16 protein-coding genes and 2 pseudogenes are annotated in these 16,805 nt (G+C 68.9%); 9 read left to right on the forward strand and 9 right to left on the reverse strand.

Annotated features, from left to right (window positions below; genetic code table 11):
- The first annotated feature begins 913 nt into the window (after positions 1-913).
- Together AC08OQ_RS08645 and AC08OQ_RS08650 are read left to right on the forward strand one after the other, a co-directional pair.
- Positions 914-1,336, forward strand: a complete 423-nt coding sequence (locus AC08OQ_RS08645; protein WP_462187578.1) for a TOBE domain-containing protein — start codon at positions 914-916, stop codon at positions 1,334-1,336.
- 78 nt (positions 1,337-1,414) lie between these two features.
- Positions 1,415-2,560: a site-2 protease family protein gene (locus AC08OQ_RS08650; RefSeq protein ID WP_476600009.1), complete on the forward strand. Its 1,146-nt coding sequence runs from the start codon at positions 1,415-1,417 to the stop codon at positions 2,558-2,560.
- Between the two features lie 49 nt (positions 2,561-2,609).
- Here the strand turns inward: AC08OQ_RS08650 and AC08OQ_RS08655 are convergent, their stop codons facing one another.
- The 7 genes and pseudogenes from AC08OQ_RS08655 to AC08OQ_RS08685 all read right to left on the reverse strand — a co-directional run bounded on the left by AC08OQ_RS08655 (position 2,610) and on the right by AC08OQ_RS08685 (position 7,690).
- Complete coding sequence (locus AC08OQ_RS08655) at positions 2,610-3,122, reverse strand: hydrogenase maturation protease (RefSeq protein WP_476600027.1); 513 nt, start codon at positions 3,120-3,122, stop codon at positions 2,610-2,612.
- Positions 3,080-3,679, reverse strand: a complete 600-nt coding sequence (locus AC08OQ_RS08660) for a nickel-dependent hydrogenase large subunit (RefSeq protein WP_476600029.1) — start codon at positions 3,677-3,679, stop codon at positions 3,080-3,082. Before AC08OQ_RS08660 ends, AC08OQ_RS08655 begins: the two co-directional genes overlap by 43 nt.
- A 370-nt stretch (positions 3,680-4,049) precedes the next feature.
- Positions 4,050-4,373 (reverse strand): annotated as a pseudogene (locus AC08OQ_RS08665) (nickel-dependent hydrogenase large subunit); the annotation flags it as partial.
- Positions 4,360-5,178 (reverse strand): NADH-quinone oxidoreductase subunit B family protein, encoded by an 819-nt coding sequence (locus AC08OQ_RS08670; protein WP_476604938.1) that lies wholly within the window; start codon positions 5,176-5,178, stop codon positions 4,360-4,362. The gene AC08OQ_RS08670 and the pseudogene AC08OQ_RS08665, both read right to left, overlap by 14 nt.
- 5 nt (positions 5,179-5,183) lie before the next feature.
- On the reverse strand, positions 5,184-6,107 hold the full coding sequence (locus tag AC08OQ_RS08675) for an FAD/NAD(P)-binding protein (RefSeq protein ID WP_462187582.1): 924 nt from the start codon (positions 6,105-6,107) through the stop codon (positions 5,184-5,186).
- Positions 6,079-6,546 (reverse strand): cyclic nucleotide-binding domain-containing protein, encoded by a 468-nt coding sequence (locus AC08OQ_RS08680; protein ID WP_462187583.1) that lies wholly within the window; start codon positions 6,544-6,546, stop codon positions 6,079-6,081. Before AC08OQ_RS08680 ends, AC08OQ_RS08675 begins: the two co-directional genes overlap by 29 nt.
- Positions 6,533-7,690 carry a 4Fe-4S dicluster domain-containing protein gene (locus AC08OQ_RS08685; protein ID WP_476600013.1) on the reverse strand — a complete coding sequence of 386 codons (1,158 nt, stop codon included), beginning with the start codon at positions 7,688-7,690 and terminating at the stop codon, positions 6,533-6,535. Before AC08OQ_RS08685 ends, AC08OQ_RS08680 begins: the two co-directional genes overlap by 14 nt.
- A gap of 243 nt (positions 7,691-7,933) precedes the next feature.
- On the opposite strand from AC08OQ_RS08685, the gene AC08OQ_RS08690 reads away from it, so the two are divergent.
- Positions 7,934-8,851 carry an NUDIX domain-containing protein gene (locus AC08OQ_RS08690; protein ID WP_476600015.1) on the forward strand — a complete coding sequence of 306 codons (918 nt, stop codon included), beginning with the start codon at positions 7,934-7,936 and terminating at the stop codon, positions 8,849-8,851.
- Positions 8,852-8,922: 71 nt separating this feature from the next.
- On the opposite strand, the gene AC08OQ_RS08695 is transcribed toward AC08OQ_RS08690, so the two are convergent.
- Both AC08OQ_RS08695 and AC08OQ_RS08700 read right to left on the reverse strand, forming a co-directional pair.
- On the reverse strand, positions 8,923-9,633 hold the full coding sequence (locus AC08OQ_RS08695) for a DUF1918 domain-containing protein (protein ID WP_476600017.1): 711 nt from the start codon (positions 9,631-9,633) through the stop codon (positions 8,923-8,925).
- Positions 9,634-9,787: 154 nt separating this feature from the next.
- A complete protein-coding gene (locus tag AC08OQ_RS08700; protein WP_476600019.1) occupies positions 9,788-10,228 on the reverse strand; it encodes an Hsp20/alpha crystallin family protein in 441 nt (146 codons plus the stop codon).
- Positions 10,229-11,008: 780 nt separating this feature from the next.
- Here AC08OQ_RS08700 and AC08OQ_RS08705 point away from each other — a divergent pair.
- From AC08OQ_RS08705 to AC08OQ_RS08730, 6 genes and pseudogenes are all read left to right on the forward strand, one after another.
- Complete coding sequence (locus AC08OQ_RS08705; protein ID WP_476600021.1) at positions 11,009-11,677, forward strand: universal stress protein; 669 nt, start codon at positions 11,009-11,011, stop codon at positions 11,675-11,677.
- Between the two features lie 114 nt (positions 11,678-11,791).
- Complete coding sequence (locus AC08OQ_RS08710; RefSeq protein ID WP_476593027.1) at positions 11,792-12,370, forward strand: DoxX family protein; 579 nt, start codon at positions 11,792-11,794, stop codon at positions 12,368-12,370.
- Positions 12,371-12,589: 219 nt separating this feature from the next.
- A pseudogene (locus AC08OQ_RS08715) lies at positions 12,590-15,006 on the forward strand (UvrD-helicase domain-containing protein).
- 24 nt (positions 15,007-15,030) lie between these two features.
- A complete protein-coding gene (locus AC08OQ_RS08720; RefSeq protein ID WP_476600023.1) occupies positions 15,031-15,372 on the forward strand; it encodes a hypothetical protein in 342 nt (113 codons plus the stop codon).
- A 521-nt stretch (positions 15,373-15,893) separates the two neighbouring features.
- On the forward strand, positions 15,894-16,196 hold the full coding sequence (locus tag AC08OQ_RS08725; protein ID WP_476600025.1) for a DUF6342 family protein: 303 nt from the start codon (positions 15,894-15,896) through the stop codon (positions 16,194-16,196).
- A gap of 59 nt (positions 16,197-16,255) precedes the next feature.
- Positions 16,256-16,669 carry a WD40 repeat domain-containing protein gene (locus AC08OQ_RS08730; protein ID WP_462187592.1) on the forward strand — a complete coding sequence of 138 codons (414 nt, stop codon included), beginning with the start codon at positions 16,256-16,258 and terminating at the stop codon, positions 16,667-16,669.
- Positions 16,670-16,805 lie beyond the last annotated feature (136 nt).

Raw genomic sequence — 16,805 nt, forward strand, 5'->3', positions numbered from 1 at the left:
AGTACTAGTCCCCTCATCGGGAGGTGTGCCATGGCCGCGAACATTCTCGGCTTCCCTGAACCACCATTCCCTGCAGGCAGGTCGGGAATACGGATGGCGGGTCAGGAATACGGATGACGGGGACAGCCGGGTACAGCGGAAGCAGCCCTACGAGCCCTCCGCGAGCCCGCTACGGGGTTAGTCCGGGGTTAGCTCGGGGGGGGGGTTAGTCTGGGGGTAGTCCGGCTTGGGCGCCGGTTCCACCGTCGGCAGCCGCTGCCGTCGGCCGTCGGCGGCCGTGATTCTCCGCGGCTCGGCTACCCGGTCGGCTGCCTGGGGCAGCCGCTCGGACGGCCCGCCGAGAGTTGCCGTTGTTTAATGTTGTGCGCTTTCGTTGCTTCAACACGATTGCCCGATGTCATACGGCGATGATCTGTTGTTGCGGGGGTGGACGCCAGTCGGATGATCGGCGGGGGTGCCGCCGAGGGATGCTGGGATTTCTTTGGGTCGCAGACGTGAGTGGACCGGGCGCGGGCGACCTGGCGCCCACGCCGGCGGTGAGATAGGTGTGTTGTCTGGCATGACAGTGGGTAGTGGTGGGGTTTCTGGCGACATTACCTGCCCACCTGTTGTGCCAAGGCAGTGTTCCTGTCGGTGCGGGTCGCCTATATGCGGGAGGCCGGACTCTCGGGGTCGATGGTCGACATCGACCTGTTCGGGGTAGGCGAACCGGTGGCACCGGAGCGCCCGCGCCCCCGAGGCGGGCGGTGCGACCCGCACGGACCGATCAGGCGCGACCGCCTGTCGGGCATCACTTGTCCGCAGGACCCTTCTGCACGGCTCTTCTGCGGGTCGAGGCATGTACGCGGCACAGACGGGCGGGTAGGAGTTGACTGACGGCACCTGGCGGCACCCGAGAGGACGAGGTGGACCGATGAGCCTGAGCATTCGCAACCGACTGACCGGAACCGTCACCGACATCACCGAAGGTGCGGTGATGAGCACTGTGACTGTCGACCTCTCCGGCGGGCAGACCGTCACCGCCGCGGTGACCCTTGATGCGGTCAAGGACCTCGACCTCTCGGTGGGGGCCACCGTCGAGATTCTGATCAAGTCCACCGAGGTGGCGCTGGCCACGGGCAGCGTGGATGGTCTGAGCATCCGTAACCGGCTGCGCGGCACGGTGTCCAGCCTGGAGACCGGCGGTGCCATGGCCGTCGCGCATATCGCCCTCGATGGTGGCGGCGAGCTCACCGCGGCGATCACCCTGGCCGCCGCGACCGACCTCGGTCTGGCCGCGGGTTCCTCGGTGACCGCCCTGGTCAAGTCGACGGAGGTGGCCCTCGCGGCAGCCTGACGGGGCCGGCCCCGCGCCCAACCGCGGAGTCGAGCCGGGTCTTGGTCCCGGGGCACGTTCGAACAGGGGAGAGACGCTGTGCGGGCGACCTTCATGGTGGGACGGATCGCTGGAGTCCGGATCGGGGTCCACTGGAGCGTGCTGCTCATCTTCGGCATCATCGCGTTCGGCCTCGCGCAGGGTCGCCTCCCACAGGTGTACCCGGGCCATGCCCTGGTGGTGTACTGGTTGGCGGCCCTTGCCGCCGCGGTGGTTTTCTTCGCCTCGCTGCTCGCCCACGAGGTGGCGCACGCCCTGGTGGCCCGGCGCAACGGGGTGGCCGTGGACGACATCGTGTTGTGGCTGCTGGGCGGGGTGGCCCGGCTGAAGTCGGAGGCGTCGAGCCCGGCAGCGGAGCTGCGGATCGCGGGTGTCGGCCCACTCGTCAGCCTTCTGCTGGGCGGGCTCTTCGTGCTGGGCGCCTGGCTGCTCGCCCTGGCGTCCGCGCCCGAGCTCCTGGTCGAGGTGGTGGCCTGGCTGGCGGGCATCAACCTGCTGCTCGCCGTCTTCAACGCCTTTCCCGCCGCTCCGCTCGACGGTGGGCGGCTGCTGCGCGCCTTCCTGTGGTGGCGTACGGGAGATCGGCTGCGGGCGACCGCCGGGGCTACCGCAGCCGGACGCGTCCTCGGCTGGCTGCTCGTCGTTCTGGGACTCCTCGTGTTCATGGGAGGCGGCGGATTCGGCTGGCTCTGGCTGGCCCTGATCGGCTCGTTCCTCATCGCGGCCGCCACCGCCGAGGGACGGCAGGCGCAGTTGCGCGGTGTGCTCGCCGGCGTCCCGGTACATGACGCCATGACGACGAAGCCGCTCACGGTGCCCGCGGCCCTGACCGTCGCGAACCTGCTGGCCGGCCCGCTGTACCGGTACCGGCACTCGGCGTTCCCGGTGACCGGCGAGAACGGAGCCCCGGTCGGGCTGGTGACCCTGGACGGCGCCAAGCAGGTGCCGCCGGAGAAGAGCGGCACGGTAACGGTAAGCGAGGTGATGGTGCCACTGTCGCGGACCACCATCGCGGGTCCCGACGACCCGCTGGCGGATCTGCTGCCGCGCATGGAGCCCGGCGCCGAGCACCGCGTCCTGGTGATGGACCAGGGCAGACTCGTCGGGATCCTGTCGCTGTCGGACATCAGCCGCATGGTGACGTGGCTGATGAACGCCGCCCCCGGGCCGCGCGAAGTCCCGTGACCGAATCCCACCGCCAACGCGGGCCTTCGGCTACCGCGGTTGGCGGCGGTCAGCGGAGATCGTCGGGTTCCCTGGCGGCATAGATCGCTGTTTCGGCGCGGATGGCGGCGGCCACGTTGCGGGCCGCCGCCGCGACCTCGGGGCCGAGTCCGAGGCCTGCTGAGAAGGTATGGCCGGAGATTGCGTAGATGACGAGATGCCGGGGAAGCCGGCCGAGTGTTCGGCTGATCTCGATGGTGTCCGCGAGGCCGAGCGCGTGGGTCGATGGCCCGACGAGATCCGCCGGCAGTGTGCGGTCGTTGGCCGGTAGGCGGTGCACGGTTCCGGGCGGGGCCGCGGAATGGGCGGCGTCGATGATCCAGACGGCGTCGGCCCCTTCCCAGGCGGCAAACAGTCCTGTCGGCTCGCCGGCGCATTCGACCACGTCGACGCCAGGTGGGAGCGTGCAGCGTAGCTGATGCGCGACTGCCAGGCCGACGGCGTCGTCGTGTCGGTCGGGATTGCCGATCCCGATGACGGTCAGCCGTGCTCGATGTGGAGGGTCAGGAAGTGGGTTGCACATGAGATGCAGGGGTCGTAGTTGCGGATGGCCCGTTCGCAGCGCAGGGCGAGTTCGGGCTCTGGCAGGTCCATGAAGCGTTCCACCACGCCGCGCAGGTCTTCTTCGATCGGACGTTGGTTCTGGGCGGTTGGTGGCACGATCTTTGCGTCGAGGATGGTGCCGTTGTGGTCGATCGTGTAGCGGTGGTAGAGCAGGCCGCGGGGTGCCTCCGTGACCCCGTAGCCGGTTCCCGCCCGGGGCGGGGCCTCCAGCGCGGGGGGGTCCGGGCTCGGTGTAGTCCGCGATGATCCGCAGCGCCTCGTCGGCGGCGTGGACCATCTCGATGCAGCGCACGATGATGCTGCGGTAGGGGTTGCGCTCCGGTGGGCGCAGGCCGATCTCGGCGGCGGTCTCGCGGGCGGCGGGCGCCAGGCACTGCGCGCCCAGCGCGAAGCGAGCCAGCGGTCCGGTGAGGTAGGAGCCGCCCGCGGCCAGGGTCGAGTGCAGAGCGTTCGACCAGGGCACCTGTTCTTCGGTGAAGTGCCGATCGTAGTCGGCCGGGGCGATGTCGAGGCCATCGGTGGAGGCGATCCGGCCGCGCTCAACGGGGTATTCGCCAGGTTGGTGGAGCGCGACGAAGGTCTGGTGGAGTTCGTCTTCGGGGAAGTCCAGGGCGGCGGTGAATCGGGCGGTGTCCCGGGCGATGTCTCGCGCCTGTTCCAGTTGCCCGACGAACTCGGTCAGGTCGCGCCGGCGTGGTGCCCGGTACCAGCCGCCGACCCGCGCGTTGACGGGGTGGATCGCGCGGCCGCCGATGACCGTCATGAGCGTGTTGCCGGCCTTCTTCAGCGTAAGTCCCAGCTTGACCAGGGCGGGCTGGTCCTGGGCAAGGTGTAGTGCGCTGTCGTAGCCGAGGAAGTCCGGCAGGTGCAACAGGAAGACGTGTAGCGCGTGACTCTCGATCCATTCACCGCAGTAGATGAGCCGCCGTAGGGCGGCGGGTGGGCCGGTGACCGTGATGCCACAGATCTGTTCGATGGCTGCCAGCGCGCTCATCTGGTAGGCGACCGGGCAGATGCCGCAGATCCGGGCGGTGATGTCGGGTGGCTCGGTGTAGGCCCGGCCGCGGAGGAACGCCTCGAAGAAGCGCGGCGGTTCGAAGATCTTCAGGTGGGCCTCGTCCACCCGCCCGTCGATGATCTTGATTAGCAGCCTTCCTTCGCCCTCGACCCTGGTGAGCGGGGGAGGTGCGATGGTCCTAGTCGCGCGCATCGGTCTCACCGCTTCCCGAACCCTCGCCGGGGGCGTCGCGGAACGTCGGCGCGGCGGTGTTGAACGTCCGGAACACTCGGTCGACGTTGTCCTCGTTCATCCCGAGAACCCGTAGCTGGCGGATCAACGCGGGGGTGTTGGGGCTCTCCATCGGGCCGAAACAGCCGTAGCAGCCGCGGTGATAGGCCGGGCAGATCGCACCGCATCCGGCATGCGTGACCGGGCCGAGGCACGGCGTGCCGTGCGCGACCATCACGCACACCGTCCCGCGCCGTTTGCATTCGGTGCAGACGGAGGATGAGGAGATGTTCGGGCGTCGGCGAGCGAGGAACGCGCTGATGACTTCGAGGAGCTGGCGAGGGTTGACCGGGCAGCCCTGGAGTTCGAAGTCCACCCGGACGTGCGTGGAGATCGGGGTGGAGGTCGCCAGCGTCGAGACGTACGCCGGGGTGGCGTAGACGGCCGCGAGGAAGTCGCCGACGTCGGCGAAGTTGCGGAGCGCCTGGATGCCGCCGGCGGTCGCGCAGGCGCCGATTGTGACCAGACGCCGAGACGCGGCCCGGACCTGCTGGATGCGTTCCACATCCTGTTCGGTGGTGACCGAGCCCTCGACGAGGGAGAGGTCGTAGGGACCGTCGACGGTCGCGCTGGATGCCTCCAGGAAGTAGGAGACGTCGACCTCGCCGGTGAGCGAGAGCAGCTCATCTTCGCAGTTGAGCAGGGTGAGCTGGCAGCCGTCGCAGGAGGCGAACTTCCAGACGGCGAGCCGGGGCCTGGTTGGGCTGGTCGGCGTCGGCGTCGGCATCGGCATCACAGCTCCCGGACGGCGAGCAACGGTTCCAGGCGGTCGTAGCCGCAGACCGGTCCGTCCAGGCAGAGCATCAGCGGGCCGAGCTGGCAGCGGCCGCAGTGGCCGAGGCCGCAGTGCATGTTGCGTTCCAGGGACAGGTGGATGCGGTCGGCGGGTACGCCGGCGTCGACCAGGGCCCGTGCGGTCAGCCGCATCATGATCTCGGGTCCGCAGGTGAACGCGACGGTTCTGGCCGGATCGAAACGCACGTGCGGGAGAAGGGTGGTGACGACGCCGACCCGGCCGTCCCATCCGGGCTGCGCACCGTCGACGGTCACCAGGGCTTGGAGGTCGGTGCGGTCCTGCCAACCGGCCAGCTCCCGGCGGTAGAGGATGTCCGCGGGTGTACGGGTGCCGGCGAGCACGACCACGTTGCCGTAGTCGGCGCGCCGTCGCAGGAGCTGCCGGACGACCGGCCGCAGCGGCGCCAGCCCGAGCCCGCCCGCGACCACGACGACGTCCAGCCCGGCGGCGGCGCCTACCGGCCAGCCTCGCCCAAACGGGCCACGCACCCCGAGGACGTCGCCCGGGCGGGACGCGCAGATCGCTTCCGTCACCGCGCCGACCGCTCGGACGGTGTGCACAAGCGGGCCGTCGGTACCAGCCGTCACGGAGTCGTCGACCATCACGGAGTCGTCGACCGTCGCGAGGTCATCGCCTGTCGCCGGGCCGCAGCCCGTCACGGACAAGGGGACCTCGCCGACGCCGAAAGCGTAAACCATGGTGAACTGGCCGGGTGCGGCGATGATCGGAGCGCCGGAGAGCGGTGCGAGTTCCAGGGTCCACGTGTCACCCGTCTCCTGGTGGCGGCGGGTCACCCGGAACGGCCGAGGGGTCATCTCCCCGGCCGCGCCGTCAGCCCTGGCCCGGGTTTGCGTAGACATCGAGCAGCCGCAACCGGGTGGCCTGCAGGCGCTCGATGAGCACCTGCGCAAGGTGGGACAGCACGTCGTAGCCCAGCGCCGGGTCCTGGGAGAACTTCCCGCGGAGGCAGGCACCGTCGATGGCGGTGGCGCGGACCAGCGAGAGGGCACGGGCGTCGAAATGGAGCCGGTACGGCGGGAACAGCCAGGACCAGCCCACCACATTGCCGGCTCCGACGGTCTCGATGGGGACCAGACCCCGGGTCGGGACGAAGGTTTCGATCGCGACCGTGCCGTGCCGGATGACGTAGAGGGTGTCGGCCGGGTCGCCTTCCCGCAGGAGTACGTCGCCCGGGCGGAAGACGGCGTGCCGGGCGCACCCGGCGAGGAGGGCGAGGTGGTCCGGGTGCATACCGGCGAAGACGCCGACCTCGCCGAGCGGTGCCTCAACCGACGTCATCGCCGGCCGCGGAGTTCGCCCGAATGGCGGTCAGTTCCTCGGTGACGTCGATGCCGACGGGGCACCAGGTGATGCACCGTCCGCAGCCGACGCATCCGGACGTTCCGAACTGGTCGTGCCAGGTGCCGAACTTGTGGGTCAACCACTGGCGGTAACGGGAGCGTCCGGAGGCACGGACGTTACCGCCGTGGATGTAGGAGTGGTCCAGCGAGAAGCAGGACTCCCAGCTGCGCCAGCGCTCCGCCTCACTTCCGGTGAGGTCGCTGACGTCCTCCACCGAGGTACAGAAGCAGGTTGGACACACCATTGTGCAGTTGCCGCAGCTCAGGCACCGCTGCGCCACCTCGTCCCACCGTGGATGTTCGAGGTTGTCCGCGAGCAGGTCACGCAGGTCGGCCGCGTCGACGGTGCGTCCCATCCGGCCGGCCGCCCCGTCCACGGCGGCTTGGGCCGCGCTACGGTCGGCGGCTTCGGCCGGGCGCCCGGCCAGCTCGCCCAGTATCTCGACGCCCCGAGGGGTGCCCGCCTCGACGAGCAACCGGTGGTCACTGGCCAGGATTTCGCTGAGGACCAGGTCGTAGCCCTCCCGCACCGCCGGGCCCGTGTTCATCGACACGCAGAAGCAGGTCCCACCCGGCTCGTGGCAGTTCACCGCGACGATGAACACATCGCGGCGGCGAGCAGCGTAGTCGCGGTCGGCGTGGCGCCCCCCGAGCAGGATCCGGTCCTGGATCGCGATGGCCTGCAGCTCACAGGAACGGACGCCGAGGAATGCCACCGCTGCCCGCGGTAGCGGTTCCTCCGCCACCTCGAAGCCGCCACCGCCGAAGCCGCCATCGCCGTGGCGGCGGGTCTTCAGCAGGCGCAGCCGGGGCGGCAGCAGGTTCTGCTTCCACGAATGCGGCCCCACCGCGTAACCGAACAGCGCCGCGTCGCGACGACGCTCGAGCCGGTAACGACCCGCCTCCTGGACATCGGTCCACCCCGCCGGGAGCTGCGCCGCGCTACTGATCTCGTCGTAGACGATCGCGCCGTCCCGCACCGTCGGGCCGACGACCTGGTACCCGCGTGCACGCAGCACATCGACGAGCGTCCCGAGCACCGCCGGCTCGACGATGAGCTCGGCCACACCTGCGTTCGTCACCCCACCCTCCACCCCCCGGACGGCGATAACCTTCTGTAGTGAGTTCCATACCCCTGGGTGCCGTCGGGGAACATGCGCTTCAGATGGGGATCTCCGCCCTGGTAGCGGTGGACGCTGCGGACGGCCCGACCGCGATCCGCGCCACCGGCGGCGGGTTGTCGACCGGGCCGTGCTGGACCGGGCCTTGCTGGGATGTGCCTGTCCTCCTGGCGCCGCGGCGGCTGGAGTCGAAGACTGGACGGTATGAAGTCGTCGGCTGATCCCTGGGATAGGCCGGTACGGGTCGTCGGTGCCGCCGGTGGGGTGCTGTGGCGGCCCACGCGGGACGGGCGGCAGATCGCGGTCGTGCACCGGCCGCGGTATGACGACTGGTCCCTGCCCAAGGGCAAGCTGCGCCGGCGAGAACATCCGTTGCTCGGCGCGTTGCGGGAGGTCGAGGAGGAGACTGGTTGCCGGGCCAGGCTCGGGCCCCCGCTCGGCGAGTACCGCTACCTGACGGACGGCGGCAGGACGGTGAAGGCGGTCCGGTACTGGGGGATGCAGGCCCGTTCCGGCACGTTCGTCCCCACCCGGGAGGTGGACAGGCTTGCCTGGCTGGCGAAGGGGGAGGCGGCTCGCCGGGTCAGCTACGACACCGACCGCCAGGTGCTCGCCGAGTTTGGTCGGCTGCCGGCGCCGACGGCCGCGCTCGTCGTCATCCGCCACGTTCGGGCCGCCCACCATCGGCGCTGGGACGGGCCCGACCAGCTACGCCCGCTCGACGAGCGCGGCCGGGCCCAGGCGAGCGCACTGGTGCCGCTGCTGACCAGCCTGGGGATTCGCCTGCTGATCAGCGCCGACCTACCCTGCTGCACCGCCACGCTCGCCCCGTACGCGCACACGGCCGGGCTCGCCATCGAACCGGAGCCGACGCTGGCGGACACCGGATATCCCGGATCGGAGGCGAGGGTGGTCGCTACCTTGATGGGGCTGGCGGCGTCCGGGACGCCGCCAGCGGTCTGTAGCCAGCGCACCATCATTGCCGACCTGCTCCGACGACTCCTGGACGGCTGGTGCTGGCCGATTCCGGACCAGCTCGGGGTACGGGAAGGCGGCTTCTGGCTGCTGCACTGCCATCCCGGCAGGCTGGTCGCAGCGGAACGTCACGATCCCGTAGCATGATTCGCCTGACGGTGCGTGTTCGTCACGCATGCAGAGCTGAACCCGTCATCCTTTTCAGCCGGTGCCGCTTTTCAGCCGGTGCCGCTGCGGGCCTCCTCGGGAGGGTGGCGGACCTCGGAGTCCGGTCCCGGGTAGACGAAGCTGACGTGCCCGGTGTCGGACCAGCGGACAGTGAACGGGGGGTCGCCGGCCGGCGAGCGCACCTCAAGGATCTCCCCAATGCGGTCCGGTTGCGTGACGGTGGGACGGTGGACAACCAGGGTGTCGCCGGGATGGGCGCGCATCGCCTTACGTCGGGGCGGCAGTCCGGGCGCCGGCTCGACGGGCTCCTCGCCGGTGGTAGCCAGCGGTGGGGCCTCGCGGTGGGGGGCAAAGACCTCATCGGCGAGCGGGTGTACCAGCTCGGCCATCTCATGCTCGGTGCGGATGAGCAGATCGTCGACGGACAGCAGGCCGACGAGCCGGCGGCCGTCGACGACCGGGAGCCGGCGGATCGCGTGGTCACGGAAGATTTCGTAGGCCCGTTCGAGGTCGACGCCGGACGGCACGGTGATGACCTCGGTGGTCATGAGGGCGTCGATCCGGCTGTCCGTCAGGATACCGCGGGCAACGCCACGTAGCACGATGTCGCGGTCGGTGACGATCCCGACCAGGCGATCGTTCTCCATGACGAGGAGCGCGCCCACGCCCTGCCGTTCCATCTGCGCCGCCGCGTCCCGGATCGTGGTGGACCGCTCCACGGTGACCGGCCGCCGGACGATCGTGCTACGGATGTCGGCCATGCTTACCCCCTCCAGGAAGGTGCTTACCCCTGATGGTGACTCCTGGCTCCCCACACGGGAGGAGAAGCGGGCCGGCACCCGGGTGGGTAATAACGTCGCCCGGGGCCGCAGTCGGCCGGAGAGCTCGGGCCCTGCGACCGGGCATCGTCGGGCGTCAGCCCTGCTCAACTGTGATCTTCCGGCCGGACATCTCGGCTGGCTCGACCGGAACGCGGACTTCCAGGATGCCGTCCTTATAGGTCGCGGCTGCCCGGTCCGCCTTCGCCCCGGGCGGAAGCGCCACGGAACGACTGAACGCGCCATAGCGGAACTCGGTGCGGTACCCGCCGAGAGCCTTCTGACTTCTCGCCTCGTGCCGTTCGGAGTGTACCGCCAGCGTCCCTTCGGAGACGGTGACATCGAGGTCTTTGTCTGGGTCGACGTCGGGGATCTCGGCGCGCAGGACGTAGGCGTCGTCCTCGGTGTACTCCTCGACCGGAACGTCAGCCCCGCGCCGGCCGACCAGCTCCGCCGCGGACGTCCGTGCCTGCGACCAGGGCAGACCCAACAGATCGAACCAGTTCCGCCGGGGACGCTGGCGTTCCATGCTCGCCATCTGGTTGCTCCTTCCTGGCGGCCGGCGGCTGCCCGGCCCAGCCGGCACCGCACACGCCCGCCTGCCGGACGCCGCCGGCCCGGTGTAGACGGGTCCAGATTCCACCGGATGAGCGTCGCCAGACGGTCACCGAGTCGCGCGGATAGGGTCACAATCTTCTCTTCTCCATAGAAGAATGCAGATCGTCACCTAGTGTGTCCTGTCTGACCACTTTCAGTCTCTACCCACGCTTGGCTCGCCCGAACCACAGACCGGCCAGCTCCAGGCCCACGACGGGTTAGCTCACCCCGGCCGCTCCACCTCGACAGGACGCCGATGATCGCCATCTATCCGCTCAGCCCGATCGCACACAGCTGCGGGCTGGATATCACCGCGTTGAGCTACCAGGACGGGCCCGGGAGTGAGGGGTTCGTCGAGGGGTTCGTCGCGGTGCAGCCGGTTCGCTTGGCCGTTACCGCGAATCAGAACAGAATGCGATCATCTACTTACTAGACGTAACCTACCTCACGTACGAGGCTGAACAGGGTGGGCACGTGGAAGGCGATCAGGTGGAAGCTGATTTCGTCCCGCAGGCGGAGATCGTCGTCGGGATCGACGGATCCGCGGACGCCGAGCGGGCGTTGCGCTGGGCGGTGGACGCTGCACGACTGCGGGACGCTCGCGTACGGGCGGTGCTGGTGTGGGCGGCCGCCGAACCACCGCACGAGGCGATCGAAGCCGCCGCCGGCCACGTCCCCGGAGCACCCGTGCTGGACGGCGCAGTGGCTGCTACACGATGTCGTGGAGCGGGTCCGCAAGGACGAACCGGCGGCGCGGATCTTCGAACGGACCGTCTACGGGGCCCCGGTACAGATGCTGCTGGCCGAGTCCGACCGGGCGGCCATGCTCGTCCTCGGCGCCCATGGGGCAAGCCGGACGCAGCGGAGGCTGACCGGCTCGGTCAGCCTCGCCTGCGTGCACGACGCGGCGGTCCCGGTCGTGGTTGTCCACGGCGAGCGGGGCAGGAGCCGGCCCGGCCCCGTCGTCGTCGGGGTGGACGGGTCCGCCGCCTCGGTGGACGCGCTGGCCTGGGCCGCAGGCGAGGCAGCGATGCGCCGGGCTCCACTGCGCGTCGTGCATGTGTGGGAGCCGCTGCCGGCAACCCTCACCGGGCGGGTGGGCCTCGGCGACGAGGCGTTTCGCGATGCCGCGCAGGCTGTTCTGGACGAGTCAGCGAACGCGGGCCTGGCCGGCTGGGAGGGCATCGGGGTGGAAACCGGCCTGATTGTGGGCAACGCCGCCTACGGCCTGATCAACGCGGCGGCGCGCGCCCAGCTGCTTGTGGTGGGCGCCCGGGGCCGCGGCGGCTTCGCCGAGTTGCTGCTCGGTTCCACCAGCTCCCAGTGCGTGCTGCATGCCGCCTGCCCGGTCGCCGTCGTTCGCCCGCCGCGCCGGCGTCACCGAAGCTGACGGCCGGGCCGCGGGGGAAGTCACCGGCGAACGAGGTACCGGCCCGGCAGAGCGGGCAGGCACAGTAGTGACCAAAGCTTCACCGTATGCTTTCGCCTGGATCAGGGTTTCGATATGAAACTGCTCGCTACGCGGCACCGGGCATCCCTCCACCTGGCACCCGCTACCCCCGCACCGCCCGACGCCTCCCGCCCGGGCCCGTCCCGCACGGCCGTGTCCGCAGCCGACCTCGGGCTGCTGCTGCTCCGGATGACCTTCGGTCTTCTGCTCGCCGGGCACGGCGCGCAGAAGCTCTTCGGCCTGTTCGGCGGCCACGGCCTCACCGCGACCGGCAAGGGATTCGCCCAGCTGGGTTACCACCCCGGCACCTTCTTCGCCGGGCTGGCCGGCGCGTCCGAGTTCCTCGGCGGCCTCGGCCTGGCGGTGGGCCTGCTGACTCCGTTGGCGGCCGCGGCCGTGATCGGCGTGATGATCAACGCAATGATCGTGACCGCACCGAACGGACTGTGGGAAACCGACGGCGGCATGGAGTACCCGCTGTGCATCGCGGTGGTCGCGATCACGGTGGCGGCGGTCGGTGCCGGGCGGCTGGCGCTCGACCGCCTCTTCCGGCGGCGCGACGGCGGGCTGCCCGAGGCGGCCTTCGCCCTCGGCCTCGGCGGCATCAGCGCCGCCATCGTGCTGGCGGTCTAGACCGAACTTACGTGATCATTCTCTGCTGAAAGCGGCCGTGGCCAGGGCGTTCGAAGAGTTCGAGTCGGCACGCTCGAACCAGCGTTCGAAAGTAGACCTACGTTTCCGACAACAACCACTCTTCCCTAGGGCCTGCAGACCACTGTCGCCCGTAAACGTAGCCAAACGACGACTCATTACCGTACTCTTACCTGTGACATAAGGTGAGGGAGTAGTGACGTGCTTTTGGATGGACCGGCAGCGCGCATCCCCGCCACCGCTGCGTCGACCGTCGGCACGTCGACAGCCCATCCGCCGACGACCGCCTCGTCGACGCGAGACGCCGACCCGCTGCCAGAACCGTCGGCCCTCGGTCAAGCTGTCCTGCTCGGGATGGAGATCGACGGAGTCCAGCGACAGATCCAGCACCTGACCGACGTGCTGAAGCAGTTACGCCGCCACCGCCAGCACTGGGAAGCCGGTGACCGGGCCGAGCAGAGTGTGGTCCGAGTGCTGGTCGGTATGGACGACGCAGGGTGGCACGTGCTGCCGGACCGACGGTGGCCAGGCACCCGCCGGGCCAACATCGACGTGATCGTGGTGGGGCCTGGCGGAGTCTTCGTGGTAGACGTGAAGAACTGGCGAGAGATCACCGTCGAACGCGGCCGGTTATGGCGTGGCGACGCCGGCGCGGACGACGACGTCCGCAAACTTCTGGATCAGACCGTAGCGGTGGAGGAGGTGCTGGTAGAGGCAGGTCTGCCACCGACCGAGGTGGTTCCGCTGCTGGTTCTGGCCAGGCGGAAAAACGTCCGGGCACAACTCGACCGGGTGACGGTGCTCGGCGAGCAGGACCTAACCCGCGACCTGGCGCGTCGTGGCGCACGCCTGGCACCGGACCTCGTTGAACAACTACTGGACCGTCTGGCACGCGGTTGCCCGCCGATGCCCCGCGCCACCGCCACCGCCACGGTCGTCACGGTCACCGAGGCGCCGACCTCACGGTCTGTCCGCCGTCCGGTCGCGCGCCGGGCAGGTCCCTCTTCGAACGGTACGGCCGCGACCGAAAGCCCAGCCGCTATCGAGCGTCCCACTCGGGCCTACTGTCCAGCTCCGGCCGGGCGTCCGATTTCTTCCGAGCCGCTGTCACCGCCCGAGCAATCGGTTCCACCAGATCAGGATGCACTGCTGAGCCGCGAGGAGCTGTGGCAAGAACTTCTCGACGCCGCCGCCCGGGAGCCGATCGAGACGTGGATGACCTGGCTGCACCCGACGCAGGCCCGCCTGGCCGGCCGGCAGTGGTCGGGTCCGGCCCGCGTCCGCGGCGCGGCCGGTACCGGCAAGACGGTCGTCGCGTTGCACCGCGCCAAGTATCTGGCCGCCCGCGGGAACGGGTGTTGTTTACCTCGCTGGTGCGCACGCTGGGGCCGGTCTACCGCGCCCTGCTGACCCGGATGGCCCCCGAGCACGTCGACCGGATCGAGTTCGCCACCGTCCACGCCGTCGCCGCACGTTGTCTTCGCGAACACGGCTTGGCAGACCGACACCAGCAGGAGGCCGCCGACACCTGTTTCTGGCGCGCCTGGGGGCAGGTCGGGCAGTTCTCGGTTCTGCCCGGGCTCGGCCTGGCTCCCGGGTACTGGAAGGACGAGATCGCGACAGTCGTCAAGGGCCGAGGCCTGACCGACTTCGAGCAGTACGCCAAGCTGGCACGCGTCGGGCGCAGCACTCCCTTGCAACCGACCCACCGACGTGCGGTGTGGGAGCTGTACGAACGGTACGAGCAGCTCTGGACAGAGCGCGGCGTCCTCGATCGCGACGACGTGCTGCTCCTGGCTCGCGACCTGGTGCGCGAGAGTTCCGACACCCGGTACGACGCGGTGATCGTTGACGAGATACAGGACCTGACGTGCGTCGGTCTGCAACTGCTGCATGCCTTCGTCGGCGACAAGCCGGACGGCCTGCTCGTGGTCGGCGATGGCCAGCAGTCCATCTATCCCGGCGGTTTCACCCTCGCCGAGGCCGGCGTCGCCGTCGTCGGACGCTCCACCGTGCTCGGGAGAAACTACCGTAATCGCGAGAAGATCCTGCGCTACGCCCAGGCGGTAGTCGCCGACGACAGCTTCGACGACCTCGACGGCGTCCAGGAACGCGGGCGGCGCGAGGTCAACGTCGACCGGCCGGGAGGCGAGATCCGCGAGGTCACGGTGTCGGGCACCGTGGCGCAGGATGCGGCGCTCTGCGAACACCTCGTGGAATTCCATGACAATCGGAACGTCCGTTACGGCGATATGGCGGTGCTCGTGCCGACGAACGCCGCGGCTGCGCGGTGGCTGCGCGTCCTCACCGATCGGGGCATTCCAGCGGTTTCCCTCAAGGAATATGACGGAACCAGCTGTGAGGCGGTCAAGGTCGGGACGTACCACCGAGTCAAGAGCCTCGACTTCGCCCACGTCTGTATTCCCGACCGCAACCTCTTCCCGAAGCCGTGGCGGCCGTCCGAGTCGGCCGACGCGTTTCGCGAGCGTACCCAGTTGGAACGCCGACAGATGTATGTGGCCATCACGAGGGCACGAGACAGCGTGTGGGCCGGTATTCGCGAGGTACCCGACTCGGACCACTCGATCCCCGCCGAGATCGGGCACAGCTCCAGGTAGGAACTCTGGAACGATCCCGCTTTCGTGGTCAGCACGTCCCCGACAACGAACTACGACATCTACGAGTACCTGCGGGTCGGCAACGGGATCGGCCCGGTGCACCGGTCATTCCTGCGGTTTGACACCAACGCGATCGAGGGCAAGCACGTCACCGCCGCGACGCTGAAGCCGCCGCGGACCCGACGCTCGACCGCCGTGCGGGCCGGTGCCCGGCCCTCCGACGGGCCGCTCCACCCAGGGATCCCGTGTGTACACAATTCCGGGTCCGCTTCGAAGCTGGTCAGCCCTGGCCTGTGGACAGAGATTGACTCGAATTTCCTGCGCATCCGGGCCTCCTTCCCGACCCGACCCGCGATTACGCCTTAGGAGTCGAAATGAAATAACTTGCGCGTTTCGAACCCTCCACAGGCCTGTGACCTGTGGAGGGTTCGAAACGCGCAAGTTATTTCATTTCGACTCCTAACTGGGTTGATATATTTAGGTAATATCCGCGCGCCACCGTCTCCGGCATGTGACGCTACGTACGCGAGGTGCGATTCCATCACTAGCTCTGGGGGGAGAGGTGTTGTGGCGCTCATGCCTGTGACTCGGATGGTTGAACGGCCCCATCCGGAACAGGGAATACGGAGATCAAGGAAGCGATCGTTCCTGTCTATTGAGACGTCCACGCACCCGTTTACTGGTCCGATCGGGTAGAAAAATTGGCCAGGAGTGCGGCCGGCAGTCGAGAAAATTCCGGCCGGAACGTGCGGTGTTCTCTCCACGCCGGCACACGCAGAGATGCCTCCTGCTGACTCCTGTTTGCCGATGGCCAGGTTTTTCTCGAAACCATACAAACCTACTCCAGCCAGGAGAGGTTTCCCACACAAAATAGAATGGAGAAGACCATGGCGGAAATTGACCTCGGATTGGCCGCGGACTGGGATGAGGGCGACACCCACGGCCGAATCAGGTTGAGGCAGAACCAGAATTACCCGAACTCGCCCAAGAAGGATGTGCTCATCAGCTCGCCGGTGAGCATCGAACTCTCGGTCAACACAAACTACTCCACCTCCCAGGAAGCCGACAAGATCTTCTTCACGACCCACCACGGCAACCAGAAAAAGATCATCGCAATACTGGACTCCAACGGAGACCTCTACATCGCTGGCCGCGTGATCGAAGGGCAGTCGAACCTGTCCTACGAGTAGCCCGACAGCTCGGGGTGGGCCGGCGCCGCCGCGCCCACCCCGGCACGGACGTCGCTGCCGTGCTCGCCCCGCTGGGTCTGCGGCTGTCAGCAGCCAAGACCCGGGTAGTGCACACGAGCGACGGGTTCGACTTCCTGGGGTTCCGCATCCAGCGGCGCCGCAAGCGAGGCACGAACCAGTGGTACGTCTACACCTGCATCCCTGACCGGCCCCTCAAGGCGGTGAAGGAAAAGAGCGGCCACCCGATGAGCGTCACGTTCAGCCCGACGATGCCGCTGGTCGCCACCGGGGGTACCGACACCACCGTCCGGCTGTGGCAGCTGGCGTTCCCCGACCCGCCGCGGCTCGTCGCCGCCGTCGGCTACGGCCGGCGGATCAACCAGCAGTGGGCGCGGGCGGTGGCGTTCAGCCCGGACGGCACCCTGCTGGCCACCGCCGGCGCCGACCGCGTCACCGTCCTCTGGGACTTGTAAGCGCGTCCGGGACCTGTGAGCGCGTCCGGGACCTGTGGGTGCCGTAAGTGTCCCGGATCCGGGGCACTCCACCTGCGGACAACCCGGTGGCCGCTGCCAATGGTCCGATTTCGCAACAGTCGCGGGAGCTGCACGC

The organism is Frankia sp. CcCS3 (assembly GCF_977927575.1).